Origin of the sequence: Stenotrophomonas sp. Y-13 (assembly GCF_046267925.1) — a bacterium.
Classification (GTDB): Bacteria; Pseudomonadota; Gammaproteobacteria; order Xanthomonadales; family Xanthomonadaceae; genus Stenotrophomonas; species Stenotrophomonas acidaminiphila_A.
Genome location: NZ_CP176501.1, coordinates 2,909,028 through 2,923,776, shown reverse-complemented (window position 1 = coordinate 2,923,776; position 14,749 = coordinate 2,909,028). Strand labels below are relative to the sequence as shown.

Annotated in this window: 14 protein-coding genes; 3 read left to right on the top strand and 11 right to left on the bottom strand. The window is 66.0% G+C overall.

All coding sequences use genetic code 11. The features are described 5' to 3' along the window. Nucleotides 1–265: 265 nt before the first annotated feature. Both prmC and ACJ7VY_RS13205 read left to right on the top strand, forming a co-directional pair. Nucleotides 266–1,114: a peptide chain release factor N(5)-glutamine methyltransferase gene (gene prmC, locus ACJ7VY_RS13210; RefSeq protein ID WP_409475800.1), complete on the top strand. Its 849-nt coding sequence runs from the start codon at nucleotides 266–268 to the stop codon at nucleotides 1,112–1,114. Between the two features lie 245 nt (nucleotides 1,115–1,359). Further along, nucleotides 1,360–1,581, top strand: a complete 222-nt coding sequence (locus tag ACJ7VY_RS13205; RefSeq protein WP_409475799.1) for a SymE family type I addiction module toxin — start codon at nucleotides 1,360–1,362, stop codon at nucleotides 1,579–1,581. A gap of 68 nt (nucleotides 1,582–1,649) precedes the next feature. Here the strand turns inward: ACJ7VY_RS13205 and ACJ7VY_RS13200 are convergent, their stop codons facing one another. From ACJ7VY_RS13200 to ilvC, 11 genes are all read right to left on the bottom strand, one after another. Beyond that, on the bottom strand, nucleotides 1,650–3,044 hold the full coding sequence (locus ACJ7VY_RS13200) for a hypothetical protein (protein WP_409475798.1): 1,395 nt from the start codon (nucleotides 3,042–3,044) through the stop codon (nucleotides 1,650–1,652). A 69-nt stretch (nucleotides 3,045–3,113) separates the two neighbouring features. Next, nucleotides 3,114–3,701 carry a hypothetical protein gene (locus ACJ7VY_RS13195; protein ID WP_409475797.1) on the bottom strand — a complete coding sequence of 196 codons (588 nt, stop codon included), beginning with the start codon at nucleotides 3,699–3,701 and terminating at the stop codon, nucleotides 3,114–3,116. Nucleotides 3,702–3,965: 264 nt separating this feature from the next. Continuing rightward, nucleotides 3,966–5,315 carry an NADP-specific glutamate dehydrogenase gene (gdhA, locus tag ACJ7VY_RS13190; RefSeq protein WP_409475796.1) on the bottom strand — a complete coding sequence of 450 codons (1,350 nt, stop codon included), beginning with the start codon at nucleotides 5,313–5,315 and terminating at the stop codon, nucleotides 3,966–3,968. 75 nt (nucleotides 5,316–5,390) lie between these two features. Then, the gene (gene leuB, locus ACJ7VY_RS13185) at nucleotides 5,391–6,452 is read right to left on the bottom strand and encodes a 3-isopropylmalate dehydrogenase (RefSeq protein WP_409475795.1); all 1,062 of its coding nucleotides are present in this window, start codon (nucleotides 6,450–6,452) and stop codon (nucleotides 5,391–5,393) included. Between the two features lie 72 nt (nucleotides 6,453–6,524). After that, on the bottom strand, nucleotides 6,525–7,103 hold the full coding sequence (leuD, locus tag ACJ7VY_RS13180; protein WP_409475794.1) for a 3-isopropylmalate dehydratase small subunit: 579 nt from the start codon (nucleotides 7,101–7,103) through the stop codon (nucleotides 6,525–6,527). Continuing rightward, nucleotides 7,103–8,521 (bottom strand): 3-isopropylmalate dehydratase large subunit, encoded by a 1,419-nt coding sequence (gene leuC, locus ACJ7VY_RS13175; protein ID WP_409475793.1) that lies wholly within the window; start codon nucleotides 8,519–8,521, stop codon nucleotides 7,103–7,105. Before leuC ends, leuD begins: the two co-directional genes overlap by 1 nt. Nucleotides 8,522–8,559: 38 nt before the next feature. Then, nucleotides 8,560–10,113: a 2-isopropylmalate synthase gene (locus ACJ7VY_RS13170; protein WP_409475792.1), complete on the bottom strand. Its 1,554-nt coding sequence runs from the start codon at nucleotides 10,111–10,113 to the stop codon at nucleotides 8,560–8,562. Continuing rightward, nucleotides 10,110–11,159, bottom strand: a complete 1,050-nt coding sequence (locus tag ACJ7VY_RS13165) for a threonine dehydratase (RefSeq protein ID WP_409476817.1) — start codon at nucleotides 11,157–11,159, stop codon at nucleotides 10,110–10,112. The genes ACJ7VY_RS13170 and ACJ7VY_RS13165 overlap by 4 nt, the downstream gene beginning before the upstream one ends. A gap of 159 nt (nucleotides 11,160–11,318) precedes the next feature. Then, entirely contained in the window at nucleotides 11,319–11,576 is a 258-nt protein-coding gene (locus ACJ7VY_RS13160; protein ID WP_054667479.1) for an ACT domain-containing protein, read from the bottom strand. Beyond that, nucleotides 11,560–13,287, bottom strand: coding sequence for an acetolactate synthase 2 catalytic subunit (ilvG, locus tag ACJ7VY_RS13155; RefSeq protein ID WP_409475791.1), 1,728 nt, complete (start codon nucleotides 13,285–13,287; stop codon nucleotides 11,560–11,562). The genes ACJ7VY_RS13160 and ilvG overlap by 17 nt, the downstream gene beginning before the upstream one ends. Nucleotides 13,288–13,332: 45 nt before the next feature. Then, nucleotides 13,333–14,307, bottom strand: coding sequence for a ketol-acid reductoisomerase (gene ilvC / locus ACJ7VY_RS13150; protein ID WP_161615249.1), 975 nt, complete (start codon nucleotides 14,305–14,307; stop codon nucleotides 13,333–13,335). Between the two features lie 90 nt (nucleotides 14,308–14,397). Between ilvC and ACJ7VY_RS13145 the strand changes: the two genes are divergently transcribed. Next, nucleotides 14,398–14,682: a hypothetical protein gene (locus ACJ7VY_RS13145; protein ID WP_409475790.1), complete on the top strand. Its 285-nt coding sequence runs from the start codon at nucleotides 14,398–14,400 to the stop codon at nucleotides 14,680–14,682. The last annotated feature ends 67 nt before the right edge of the window (nucleotides 14,683–14,749 follow it).

Here is a 14,749-nt window from a genome sequence, read left to right as displayed (position 1 = left end):
GAGCACAGGCTAATAGGCAGTGCCTAATAAAACAAATGAATTGAATGCATCGCATCAATAGTTATTGGCTATTGATCCGGCCCCGGCAGCGGGCCCTCACCCCGATATCGGGCGCGCTTTCCGGCTTTCCAAGCCAGCATCTGGCCCAAACCTGAACGGGCGGCATAGGCGGGCTCGATCCCGGGCCGGCGCCGCCGCGGTAGGCAGCGGCAGGCCGGGTGACTATCCTCCCGGTCCCGAAAACGTCCCGCGAAGAGGTAGTGAAGTGTCCACCCCCCAGGTTGCCGCGCTGTTGCGGGAAGGCGCCGCCCGGCTGCCCGGCGAGGACGCCCGGCACGAGGCCGAACAACTGCTGCTGCACGTACTGGGCGTGGACCGCGCCTGGCTGTTCGCCCACGCCACCGACCCGGTGGACGACGACGCCCGCCGGCGCTTCGAACTGCTGCTGCAGCGCCGCGCCGAAGGCCACCCGCTGGCCTACCTCACCGGCCGCCGCGGCTTCTGGACCCTGGACCTGCAGGTCAACGTCGCCACCCTGATCCCGCGCCCGGAAACCGAGCTGCTGGTGGAACAGGCACTGGCGCGGCTGCCGCCCGAGCACATGGCGCGCGTCGCCGACCTGGGTACCGGCAGCGGCGCCATCGCCCTGTCCATCGCCAGCGAACGCCCGCTGGCCACGGTGATGGCCACCGACCTGCTCGGGCCCACCCTGGCGGTGGCGGTGAAGAACGCCCAGGCCCACGGCCTGGACAACGTGTGGTTCCGCCGCGGCCACTGGTACGCCGCGCTGGGCGCGGACCGCTTCGACCTGATCGTCAGCAACCCGCCCTACATTGCCGCCGGCGACCCGCACCTGCAGCAGGGCGACCTGCGCTTCGAACCGCCGCCGGCGCTGGCCTCCGGCGCCGACGGCCTGGACGCCATCCGCGAAATCATCGCCGGCGCCCCCGACCACCTCGTCCCCGGCGGCTGGCTGCTGCTCGAACACGGCTGGGACCAGGGCCCGGCCATCCGCACGCTGCTGGAGCAGGGCGGCTTCACCGAAGTGGAAACCGTGCAGGACCTGGAGCAGCGCGATCGGGTAACTCTGGGGCGGCTGCGGGGGATTGTCTGACGTTGACCCTGCCGGAAGGCAGTGTTTAGATCCTGCGCAGGTGCTGAACACACCTTCGTAGGCGGAAGCCACTCCCGACAGCCCAGTGGCTTTTCTGTACCCCGCGCTTTCTATGGCCGGGTGGCGCGCAGTCATGCAAGACCCGAAAGGGAAAAGCTGCGGGCGGCCCTACGACCGTGTTCAAGCACCCGGCCGCCTCTCTGAACAGGAGGCGAAACAGACGGAACGAATCGTAGGAGATTGTCATGACCAAGCAGGTCGGAACCCCGCTCAAATCGCGCACCCTGAAAGTCGGCTGCCAGTACTACGAAAGCCGCGCCAAGGAAAAAGATCGCCGTTTCAAGCCCCGCCAGGTGCCCTACCTGCGACTGTGCGGCGACTGGCTGAATGCCGCCGGCCTCAAGGTCGGCCAGAACGCGCGGGTGATAGTCACCCGGCGCGGCATCGTGATTGCTGCTGAAGAGTAGTTTAGTCAATGCCGTGGGCAGGGCGGGCCTGTCCACGGCATATTCTTGATAAAACCAATAACTTGGTCCTAAAATATTTTCTTTTTTAGGTCCGAAAATGCATTTAATCCGCCTCGCCAGTCACTGCCAGTCTTTGGGAGGATGAATGGGTATCGTGCGTCATCCTGGAAAAGAAGCTTGTAGTGCTTTCCTTCTTCATAGATGGTGAACCCAAGAGACTCGATTTCCACACGAACAGATGCGGTCATGGCGGTGTATTGACGCAACAATTCCTTTAATCTATCGAGAATTTCATCTCGATCACCAGGGTTGTCGTTGCTTGCGACTAGCGCATCAAAGATGTTGCGCCTGCGGGAATGGGGTTCTGAAGATTCTGCTGCTTTCTTAAGTGAATCAATAATCAAGCCTAATTGTTCTCCTTGGTATAGGTCTGATTCTGAGGTCTCAAGGTGAATTGAGTGTTCTTTTTCGCCATTAGAGCTGCGAGTCTCCCGCCTGCTGTAGCGGGCTCGCACTAGTTCTGCTTCTAGGCGCTGAATTTCCTCATCTTTGGCTGATATCTCTTTATCAAAATGCTCTATGTACTCATCGATGTTGCTAGAGCCAGAGGCGCGGAGTGCATCAAGTTTTTGACGAGATATCATTTCTTGCAAGTATGACCAGGTGCATTCCCTGCGTAGACGTTGATAGAGCAGGGATAGCCTAATCTTCTTTGTAATCGCGGACTGTAGCGCCCCCGGGGAGTTCCATCTATTTGGAAGGTATGTCCATTTTCCAATTCCGTCTGGCCAGTATATGGCTACGGCCCCGCCATATATATTTTCTCCGTAGACTTGGCGCATAATCTGTGAAGAGAATTTTCGGCTTGGTTCTACAACAATGTGCGCCATTCCAGAGAGCCATTTAGCAAGCAGGCTCGGATCTATAATGGTTTCTTCCTTCTGGTCGCGGCTAACATACACGACTGGCATTGCACTTCCGGTGCCTGCGCAAATTATCTTTTCCGCGAGCTCGGTGTCTGTGTCGGAAAGGAGTATGGGCTTATCAGTAACTGGGAGTTCGCCATCATGGCCGCCCGAGAATTTTTCCATAAGCAGCTTGGCAATATATGGGCGCTTGCCTTGCTCTAGTCGCTCAACTGGGAGTTCGGAGTCTACATTGAGCTGAATGCTTACCCAGAAGCTTTCTTTTGCTTTATATCCAATTACATCCGTTACCCATCTGACGTCGTCATTGTCGGTTTTTTCATAGCGAACGCCACCCGAGCAGGTGGCTTCAGACTCAAAAAATCCGAAGCTCACAGCCTCATGGTCATCTCCAAATCTCCCCTCTCGGATTCCGTCTGGAACTTCGTTGGCTAGCTTTGTGTGTGGACTTTTTACAATCCAAATCCGGCAGCAGTCCATGAACTCCGAAATGCTGGTTGACGAGCTAATCGGAAACTGAGTTTTAAATGTTAGCATTTGTAAATTTCCTTCCGCGGTATGGCAAAAGGCCGAGCTGTGCCGTGATGCGGTGTCGGATTGAGTGATTTATTTTGGGGTGGCTGCATGGTGTGTTTCTAGTGATTCTCGTAAGGATTTGAACGCTCTAACTGCACGGTTTGATTCTCTCACCGAATAACGCTGATACTCGAGATCCCCGACCAAGAATAGGTGCTCGTTCATTCGGGTGTCCCATAGCCAGTCAAGTTCTTCTTTTAATTCTTGATTTATGGCGCCAATCTCGACAAGTTTTGCTGTCCTGGCTTTATAGCCAGCATGTGTACTAACCTGTCCACGCAGGTAGTGCTTTGTCGTACTTTCCGCTATGCCGCCCATTACACAAATTATCTGCTTCGCAAGCATTTCTCTTGCGGTGCCAACGACGTGCATCCGGTTGAGTGCCCAGCGAAGAACATCCGATAAAATCAACGTGTATGCGATATTGGATTGAAGGGTGTGGTCATCGAGGAATGCTATTCGCGCGCGGAAATGTTTGGCAGTCCTGATAAATCCGTATGGAAAGCGAATTTTTCCTTCCTCTGTGTTTCTCTCGCCCAAGTAGTTCTGCATCTCTTGAATAAGTGCGGAAACCTTTTCTGCCGTTTCGCGCAGTTGGTGATCGTTTGCGATAGCCATTCCAATCCCTCTTGATCAAGTTTCGAGAAAAAAGATCACTGGCGCCAGTGTATATTCTGGCGCTCTGTGTACAGGCTCTCTCAACCTGCCCCTGTATTCGGCGTGACTTCGCGCTGATCCCAGTGCGCATTTTGGAACGTAAACACGTTGCACATCCCCTGTGAGATTGTCTCCAAGGAACGTTACCACTCGAGCCGGTACTGCTCAAAGTGGTCCCGGGATCGGGTCTCAAGGTCCCGGTCTACTGGCAGTCGTCCGTATTCCCTAATACAACCCCTGCGCCAACATCGCATCAGCCACCTTCACGAACCCGGCGATATTCGCGCCATCGACATAGTTGACGCTGCCGTCCGCGCGCTTGCCATGCTGCACACAGTTGGCGTGGATCTCTTTCATGATCACGTGCAGGCGTTCGTCCACGTCGGCGTGGCGCCAGGACAGGCGCAATGCGTTCTGGCTCATTTCCAGGCCGGAGGTGGCGACGCCGCCGGCGTTGCTGGCCTTGCCGGGGGCGTACAGGGTGCCGGCCTGCAGGAATACGTCCACCGCTTCCAGGGTGGAGGGCATGTTGGCGCCTTCGGCCACGCACAGGGCGCCGTTGTGCACGAGGGTGCGGGCGTCGCTTTCGTCCAGTTCGTTCTGGGTGGCGCAGGGCAGGGCAATGTCGGCGGGGATGTGCCAGGGGCGGCGGCCTTCGAGGAACTCGAAGCGTTTGTCGCCGGCCAGTTCGGCCAGGCGGCCGCGGCGTTCGTTCTTCAGCGCCATCACGTCCTGCATGGCCTGTTCGTCGAAGCCGTCGCGGGCGTACAGGGTGCCGCCGGAGTCGGAGAAGGTGAGCACCTTGCCGCCGAGTTCGGCGGCCTTGAGCGCGGCGAACTGGGCGACGTTGCCGGAGCCGGAGATCAGCACCCGGGCGCCGTGGGTTTCGCGGCGGGCGTGGTGCAGCATCTGCTCGACGAAGTAGACGGTGCCGTAGCCGGTGGCTTCCGGGCGCATCAGGCTGCCGCCGTAGGCCAGGCCCTTGCCGGTGAACACGCAGGCGGCGTCGTTGCTGAGTTTCTTCATCATGCCGGCCATGAAGCCGACTTCGCGCGCGCCCACGCCGATGTCGCCGGCCGGCACGTCGGTGTCCGGGCCGAGGTGGCGGTACAGCTCCAGCATCAGCGCCTGGCAGAAGCGCATCACCTCGCCCTCGCTCTTGCCCTTGGGGTCGAAGTCCGCGCCACCCTTGCCGCCGCCCATGGGCAGGGTGGTCAGGGCGTTCTTGAAGGTCTGCTCGAAGGCCAGGAACTTCAGGATCGACAGGTTCACCGAGGGGTGGAAGCGCATGCCGCCCTTGAACGGGCCGATGGCCGCGCTGTGCTGCACGCGGAAGGCACGGTTGACGTGGGTGCGGCCGCTGTCGTCGGCCCAGGCCACGCGGAACTGGATGACCCGTTCCGGTTCCACCAGGCGTTCGAGCAGGCCATGCCGCGCGTACTGCGGGTGCTGCTGCAGGAACGGCCAGAGGCTGAGGGTGACTTCCTTGACCGCCTGCAGGAACTCGGGCTGGTCAGGGTCGCGGCGGGCGACGTACGCAAGGAACGCGTCGGGACTGCGGTGGTTCAAGGGCATTCCTCCTGAAGGTGGGGAAAGGACAACAACAGGACAGCCATAACGAAAAACGCGGCCCGGGGGCCGCGTCGTGGGTCATTGCAGGCGGGCGAGCACCGCCTGCGCCGCCTGGGATGTGGAAAGCGCTCGTCCCTGCGCGGCCAGGTCGGCGGTGAACAGGCCGTCGTCCAGCGCGGCGGCCACCGCCTGCTCGACGGCGGCGGCTTCGTCCTCCAGCCCCAGCGAGTGGCGCAGCAGCATGGCCGCGCTGAGGATGGTGGCGTAGGGGTTGGCGATGCCCTTGCCGGCGATGTCCGGCGCCGAGCCGTGGATGGGTTCAAAGATACCCACCTTGCCCTGTTCGCCCAGCGAGGCGGACGGCAGCAGGCCCAGCGAGCCGGCCAGCATCGAGGCCTCGTCGGTGAGGATGTCGCCGAACATGTTTTCGGTGACGATCACGTCGTAGGCGCGCGGCTTGGCGATCAGGTGCATGGCCATGGAATCCACAAGCTGGTGTTCCAGTTCCACGTCCGGGAATTCCTCGCGGCCGATGCGCGCGGCCACGTCGCGCCACAGCCGCGAGGTCTCCAGCACGTTGGCCTTGTCCACCGAGGTCAGCTTGCCGCGGCGCTGCCGGGCCAGGCGGAAGGCGCTGCGCAGCACGCGCTCGATTTCGGCCACGGTGTAGCGGCACAGGTCGCTGGCGCTGTCGGCGTCGCGGGTCTTGTCGCCGAAGTAGATGCCGCCGGTCAGCTCGCGCACCACCACGAAGTCCACGCCCTGCAGCAGCTCGGGCTTGATCGGCGAGGCGTGCAGCGCGGCCGGGTGGGTGCGCACCGGGCGCAGGTTGGCGAACAGGCCCAGCGCCTTGCGGATGGCCAGCAGGCCCTGTTCCGGGCGCACCTTGGCGTTGGGGTCGGACCACTTGGGCCCGCCGACGGCGCCGAGCAGCACGGCGTCCGCCCTGCTGCACGCGTCCAGGGTGGCGGCCGGCAGCGGCTCGCCGTGGTTGTCGATGGCGATGCCGCCGATGTCGTGTTCGGCGAAAGTGAAGTCATGGCCGAAGCGCGCGGCGATGGCCTTGAGCACGTCCACCGCGGCGACGGTGATCTCGGGGCCGATGCCGTCACCCGGCAGTACGACGATGTTGGCTTGCATGGGGGTTCCGGTTGTCCTGTTGCTGTCGTTCGGCCCGGCACCCGTGGCGGCGGGTGCGGGCGGTAGGGGGCGTCACGCCGCGCGCGCGGCCTCGTAGCGTTCGATCTCTTCCACGCGGCCAAGCAGCCAGCCCAGCTGGTCCACGCCTTCCAGCAGACAGGTCTGCGAGAAGCCGTCCAGCGGGAAGGCGTACACCTTGCCGGCGGGGGTGCGCAGTTCGCGCGCGGCGACATCGATGGTCAGTTCGTCGTCCGGGCGCTGCATCAGTTCCTGCACGTCGGCTTCGTCCAGCACGATCGGCAGCAGGCCGTTCTTCAGCGCATTGCCGCGGAAGATGTCGGCGATCTCGCTGCTCACGATTGCGCGCAGGCCGAGGTCGGTCAGCGCCCACGGCGCGTGCTCGCGCGAGGAGCCGCAGCCGAAGTTGCGCCCGGCCAGCAGGATCGAGCGGCCGGCGTTCTGCGGCTGGTTGAAGGCGAATGCCGGGTTCGGCGTGCCGTCGGCCTGCCAGCGCCAGTCGTTGAACGCGTTCTTGCCCAGCCCGGCACGCTCGGTGGTGGACAGGAACCGCGCCGGGATGATCTGGTCGGTGTCGATGTTGGTCTGGCGCAGCACCACGCTGCGCGAGCTCAGGGTACGGAAACCGGCCATCACGCCACCTCCTGGTCGAACAGTTCACGCACGTCGGCGACCTTGCCGTTCACCGCCGCCCAGGCGGCGCTCATCGGCGAGGCCAGCAGGGTACGCGAGCCCGGGCCCTGGCGGCCCTCGAAATTGCGGTTGCTGGTGCTCACCGCCAGTTGCCCCGGCGCGACCAGGTCACCGTTCATGGCGATGCACATCGAGCAGCCGGGTTCGCGCCATTCGGCGCCGGCGGCGCGCACGATCTCGTGGATGCCTTCGGCCTCGGCGTCGCGCTTGACGATTTCCGAGCCGGGCACCACCAGCATGCGCACGCCGGCGGCGACGCGGCGGCCACGCAGCACCTGCGCCACCTCGCGCATGTCGCTCAGACGGCCGTTGGTGCAGGAGCCGACGAACACCACGTCCACCGGCGTGCCGGCCAGGGCGTGGCCGGCTTCGAACTTCATGTAGTCCAGGCCCTTCTGCGCGGCGGCGTCGTTGGCGGCCGGTATCGGCGCGTCCACCGCGATGGCGGTGCCCGGGTGCGTGCCCCAGGTCAGGGTGGGGCGGATGTCGGCAGCGTCGATGCGCACTTCCACGTCGAAGCGCGCGCCGTCGTCGCTGCGCAGCGTCTTCCAGTAGGCGACCGCCTTGTCGAACTCGGCGCCCTTGGGGCCGCGCGGGGTGTTGGCGACCCAGTCGAAGGTGGTCTGGTCCGGCGCCACCATGCCGGCACGGGCGCCGGCCTCGATCGACATGTTGCACAGGGTCATGCGCTGTTCCATGTCCATCGCGGCGATGGTGGAGCCGCGGAATTCCAGCACGTGGCCGGTGCCGCCGTTGACCCCGATCACGCCGATGATGTGCAGCACCACGTCCTTGGCGCCGACGCCCGGCGCCAGTTCGCCGTCAACGGTGATCGCCATGGTTTTGGCCTTGCGCTGCAGCAGGCACTGCGTAGCCAGCACGTGGCCCACTTCGCTGGTGCCGATGCCGAAGGCCAGCGCGCCGAACGCGCCGTGGGTGGAGGTGTGGCTGTCGCCACAGACGATGGTCATGCCCGGCTGGGTGAAGCCCTGCTCCGGGGCGATCACGTGGACGATGCCGCGGCTGCTGGAGGCCATGTCGAACAGCTCGATGCCGTATTCGGCGCAGTTCCTGGCCAGCATCTGCACCTGCGCCTCGGAGGCCTTGCTCGCATACGGCAGCCTGCCGTCGGCGCCGGCCGGCAGGGTCGGCGTGGAGTGGTCCATGGTCGCCTTGGTGCGGTCCGGGCGGCGCGGCTTCAGTCCGCGCTCGCGCAGCTCGGTGAACGCCTGCGGCGAGGTGACTTCGTGGATCAGGTGCAGGTCGATGTACAGCACGGCCGGCGCGCTGTCGCTTTCGGGGACGACGACGTGCGCGTCCCACAGTTTGTCGTACAGGGTCTTGGGTGCGGAGCTCATTGCGTGTTGGTTCCGTTGCCTATGCGGGGCCGTCGCGCTCAGGCGCTGACGGCTTCCTGGGTCTTGTTGCCTTCGCGCTGGCGCAGCAGGCGGTTGGTGACGTCCAGCCAGGCCAGCGCGCTGGCCTCGATGATGTCACGGCTGGTGCCGGTGCCTTCGTAGATGTTGCCCTCGTGGCGCACGCCCAGGTTGGCCTCGCCGCGCGCGTCGGCGCCGATGCCGACGCTGTGCACGTGGTAGCTGTCCAGGGTGAGCTGCACGCCGGTGGCGGCCGACAGCGCCGAGAACAGTGCATCCACCGGGCCGTCGCCCTGCGCGGTTTCGGCCACGCGGTTGCCTTCCGGGTCGGACAGTTCGACCAGCGCGTTGGCGCGGCTGCCGACGTCGCTGATGGTCATCGACGCCAGGCGGTAGCCGTCGCCGCCGGAGTTGCCCTGCATCAGGGTCTGCAGGTCGGCGTCGGTGACCACGCGCTGCTGCTCGCACAGCGCCTTGAACTGGTCGAACACCAGCTTCAGCTCTTCCTCTTCCAGCCAGTAGCCCAGCGCACGCAGGCGCGCCTCGACCGCGGCGCGGCCGCTGTGGCGGCCCAGCACCATCTGCGAGGACTCCCAGCCCACGTCTTCCGGGCGCATGATCTCGTAGGTGTTGCGATTGCGCAGCATGCCGTGCTGGTGGATGCCCGACTCGTGCGCGAACGCGTTGGCGCCGACGATGGCCTTGTTGCGCTGGACCGGCATGCCCACCAGCCGCTGCAGCAGCTGCGAGGTCGGCACGATGCGGCGGGTGTCAAAGCCCGTGTCGAAGTTGTAGAACGCGTTGCGCACCTTCAGCACCATGGCGATCTCTTCCAGCGCGCAGTTGCCGGCGCGCTCGCCGATGCCGTTGATGGAGCCTTCCACCTGGCGCGCACCGCCTTCGATGGCGGCCAGCGAGTTGGCCACGGCCAGGCCCAGGTCGTTGTGGCAGTGCGCGCTGAAGACCACCTTGTCGGCGCCGGCGGCATTGCCGATGACATGCCGGAACATCGCGCGGATCTCGTCCGGGGTGGTGAAACCCACGGTGTCGGGCAGGTTGATGGTGCGCGCGCCGGCGGCGATCGCCACCTGCGCCACTTCGGTCAGGAACTCCAGCTCGGTGCGGGTGGCGTCCTCGGCCGAGAACTCGACGTCGTCGATGTAGCCGCGCGCCATGCTCACATGCTTGTGTACCGATTCGAGCACCTGCTCCCGGCTCATGCGCAGCTTGTGTTCGCGATGCAGCGGGCTGGTGGACAGGAACACGTGCAGGCGCGGCCGCGCCGCCGCCTCCAGCGCCCTGGCCGAGGTTTCGATGTCGCCCGGCAGGCAGCGCGACAGCACCGCCAGCACCGGGTCGCGGATCTCGCGGCCGATCAGCGCCATGGCCTCGCGGTCGGATTGGGAACTTGCCGGGAAGCCGGTTTCGATCACGTCCATGCCCAGCTCGGCCAGGGCGCGCGCCATCACCAGCTTCTGCGGTGGGGTCATGCTGCAGCCCGGTGACTGTTCGCCATCGCGCAGGGTCGTGTCGAAGATGGTAATTCGCGGGGTGTTGATGGTTGGAGTAGTCACCAGAGGGTCTCCTCGACAGCGGGTGCGATGATGTTGGGGTGTTCGTTTCGGGAGGGCCGCGGCGCGTTGGGGGCGACGCGGCTTCTAAGTCGTTCGGCGTTGCGCCGGCGCGGTTTGCGCGGTGGGCTGGGGCGCACTTCGGACAGCAGCGTGGACAGCACGGTGGCGTCGATGTTGCCGCCGGAAACCACCGCGCACTTGCGCTTGCCGGCGACGCGGCGGCCGGCGGCCAGCGCCAGCGCGCCGGCGCCTTCGGCGATGACGTGTTCTTCCAGCGCCAGCCGCACCAGGGTTTCGCGCAGCTCGGCTTCGCGCACGATGACCACGTCGTCGAGCAGGTTGGCGCACAGGCGGCGGGTGAGGAAACCGGGGATCTTGACCTTGACGCCGTCGGCCAGGGTGGCGACCGGGGCGATTTCGCGCACGTCGCCCTTGATCGCGCGCGCCATCGAATCCACGCCCTCGACCTGGGCGCCGATGATGCGCACGCCCTGCGACTTCAGCGCCAGCGCCACGCCCGAGGCCAGGCCGCCGCCGCCGATCGGCACGATCACCACATCGGGTGCGTGCGGGGCGAGTTCGATGCCCAGCGTGCCCTGGCCGGCGATCACGTCCGGGTCGTCGAACGCGGACAGGAAGCGGTAGCCGTTCTGCTCGGCCAGCTCGCGGGCGAACGCGTAGGCTTCGTCGTAGCTGCTGCCGTGCTGGCGCACGGTGGCGCCCCAGTGCTGCACGCCGGCGATCTTGGTGGCCGGTGCGCCGTGCGGCATCACCGTGATGGCCTGCACGCCCAGCCGGAACGAGGCCCAGGCCACGCCCTGGGCGTGGTTGCCGGCCGAGGCGCAGATCACCGGGCGTTCGTCGCCGCGTTCCAGGGCGGCCAGCATTGCGTTCAACGCGCCGCGCACCTTGTAGGAGCCGGTGCGCTGCAGGTTCTCCAGCTTGAGCCAGGTACCGAAGCGCTCGGCGTAGTGCAGCGGGGTGGGCGGCAGGAAGCGCCGCAGCCGTGCCTGCGCGGCCAGCACGTCGGCGACGCTGACGTTGATCGCGCCGGTGTCCGCGGCGGCGACGACGGGGCGGCCAAGGTCAGGCATGTACGTGGCCAAGGCCCGGGGCGTGCGGCGGGCGTCGAAGAAGACGCCTCCGCGCGCGGGCCCTGCCCCGGGCGGGACAGGGCAGGCGCCGTACGTCGCCTACGTCGGGATTCATGCCGCCACCCCGGCCGGTTCCAGCGGCACGATCCGCACCGATTCGCAGTCGTAGACCTTTTCCAGCTGCCGGCACAGGGTTTCCGGCGGGCGCTCGCCGCTGACTTCCAGCTGCACGTGCCAGCGGCCGGCGTCGGCGGGCTGGCGGCTGCCGGCGATGTTGCAGGGCGCGAAGCCCCGGCGCTCGACCATGCCCAGCACGCGCAGCAGCGCGCCTTCGGCGGGGGTCAGCACCAGGTCAAGCCGGTATTGCATTGGAACTCTCCTGCGTTGCCTTGGCATGGGCGGGGTTGCCCTCCAGCATGGTGCTGTTGGCGTTGTTCGGCGGCACCAGCGGCCACACGTTGGCGCGCGCGTCGATGGCCACGTGCAGCAGCGCCGGGCCGGGGGTGTCGAGCAGCGCGGCCAGCGCGTCCTCGACGTCGGCGCGCTGGGTGATGCGCGTGGCCGGGATGCCGAACACCTGCGCCAGCGCGGCGAAGTCCGGGTTGTCGGACAGGTCGATCTCGCTGTAGCGCTCGGCGAAGAACAGTTCCTGCCACTGCCGCACCATGCCCAGCGAGGCGTTGTCCAGCAGCACGATCTTCACCGGCAGGCGGCAGCGGGCGATGGTCGCCAGCTCCTGCACGTTCATCATGAAACTGCCGTCGCCGGAGACCAGCACCACGGTGCGGTCCGGGCAGGCGAACTGCGCGCCCATCGCCGCCGGCAGGCCGAAGCCCATGGTGCCCAGCGCGCCGGAGGTCAGGTGGTTGCGCGGGTGGTTGAAGCGGCAGTGCTGGGCCACCCACATCTGGTGCTGGCCGACGTCGCAGGCGATGACCGTGTCCGGCGGCGCGATCTCGCTCAGCCGCTTGAGCAGCGCCGGGGCGTAGATGTCCTGGCCGGGGGCGTCGTAGCGCGCGGCGAACTTCTCGCGGTTGGCGGCGCAGCGTGCGCGCCAGCCGTTGCAGTTGCCGCGGTTGCCGGACAACGCGCGCAGGCCGGCCTTGAGGTCGCCGGGCAGGGCGATGTCGGCGCCGCGCAGCTTGTCGATCTCGTAGGCATCGGCATCCAGGTGGATGACCCGCGCGAACGGCGCGAACTCGGCCAGCTTGCCGGTGGCGCGGTCGTCGAAGCGGGCGCCGACCACGATCAGCAGGTCCGACTCCTGCACCGCCATGTTGGCGGCGCGGGTGCCGTGCATGCCCAGCATGCCCAGGTACTGCGGGTGGTTGGCCGGCAGCGCGCCCAGCCCGCGCAGGGTCAGCACGGTGGGAATGCCGGAGGCCTCGACGAAGCGGCGGAAGTCCTCCACCGCGCCGCCCAGGGCGATGCCGCCGCCGCCGTAGACCACCGGCTTCTCGGCGGCGGCGATCATCTCCAGCGCCGCGGCCAGGTGCTGCGGGTCCGGCGGCGGCAGCGGGGCGACCGTGGCCGGCACGTGCTCGGGCAGGTGCGAGGCGTCGGCCAGCTGCACGTCCTTGGGCAGGTCGATCAGCACCGGGCCCGGGCGGCCTTCGCGGGCCACGCGGAACGCGTCGGCCACCACCTGCGGCAGGTCGTCGACGCGGCGCACCAGCCAGCTGTGCTTGACGATGGGCAGGGTCATGCCGAACACGTCCAGCTCCTGGAACGCATCGGTGCCCAGCAGCGGCGTGCCGACCTGTCCGGTCAGGCACACCATCGGTACCGAGTCGAGCATCGCGTCGGCGATGCCGGTGACCAGGTTGGACGCGCCGGGGCCGGAGGTGGCCACGCACACGCCGACCTTGCCGCTGGCGCGGGCGTAGCCGTTGGCGGCCAGCGCCGCGCCCTGCTCATGGCGCACCAGGATGTGCTTGAGGGTGGAATCCACCAATGCGTCGTAGAACGGCATGATGGTGCCGCCCGGGTAGCCGAACAGCGTCTGCACGCCTTCGGCCTCCAGGGCCTGCGTCAACCAGCGTGCGCCATTGCGTGGCGCGCCGTGGACGGGAGTGTTCATGCAGCGACCTTGACCTTTGCTCTGTGCGGGTGGGGGACCGCGCGGTTACGCGTTCTGCGCCTGCAGCCAGACCATCTTGGCGCGCAGCTCCTTGCCGACCTTCTCGATCGGGTGCTCCAGGTCGGCCTGCTTGAACCGGTTGTAGTTCGGCAGGCCGGCTTCGTACTCGGCCACCCAGTTCTTGGTGAAGGTGCCGTTCTGGATGTCGGTGAGCACGTCCTTCATGCGCGCCTTGGTGCTGGCGTCGATCACCCGCGGGCCGCTGACGTAGTCGCCGTACTGCGCGGTCTCGGAGACGAATTCGAGCATGCGGGTGATGCCGCCTTCGTAGAACAGGTCGACGATCAGCTTCAGCTCGTGCAGCACTTCGTAATAGGCGATCTCCGGCTGGTAACCGGCTTCGACCAGGGTCTCGAAGCCGGCCTGCACCAGCGCCGAGGCGCCGCCGCACAGCACCGCCTGCTCGCCGAACAGGTCGGTTTCGGTCTCTTCCTTGAAGGTGGTCTTGATGATGTTGGCGCGGGCGCCGCCCAGGCCGGCGGCATAGGCCAGCGCGAACTGCTCGGCCTTGCCGCTGCGGTCCTGGTAGACGGCGTAGATGCACGGCACGCCGCGGCCGATCTCGTACTCGCGGCGCACCAGCGCGCCCGGGCCCTTGGGCGCCACCAGCACCACGTCCAGGTCCTCGCGCGGGGCGATCATGCCGTAGTGCACGTTCAGGCCGTGGGCGAACAGCAGGCAGGCGCCCTGCTTCATGTTCGGCGCCAGCACGTCCTCGTAGAGCTTCTTCTGCACCATGTCCGGAGTCAGCACCGCGACCAGGTCGGCGTCCTTGACCGCCTCGGCCGGCGTCCTGACCACGAAGCCGTCGGCCTGGGCCTTGGCTTCGGTCGGGCCGCCCGGGCGCAGGCCCACGGTTACCTCGAAGCCCGATTCACGCAGGTTCAGCGCATGCGCGCGGCCTTGGCTGCCGTAACCGATGACGGCGATCTTGATCTGGGGCAGTTCGTTGGAGCTCATGGACTCGGTTCCTTGCAGTGAGAGAGGGAGCGCAAAAGAAAACGGCCGTCGCGTCAGGACGCGGCGGCCGCCGGGGGAGGGATCAGGGCCATGCACGCCGCAGCGGCGCGCATGGCGGCGCGGGTGCTGTGTTTGTGCGTGGCGGTATCGGTGGTGAACATGGTTTCAGTTGAAATGGATGCTGGAAACGAAAAACCCCGCACCGGGGTCGGCGCGGGGTTTTTGATCGAATCTGGCTTTTTTCTGCTACGCGCCAGCTCGTCCCGCACCTGTGGGCTCGGTAATAAGCACGAGTACGAGCAGCGACGCCGCGGCGGTGGCCGGGGTGCGGTTCGGGTTGGCGCTGGTGTGGCGTTGCAGCATGGCTCGAGATAACCACGGCACTTTCGGCATTGTCAAGCGTGGCGGCCCGTTACCCGCGTGTGTCCGGCCGCGGGCGTCG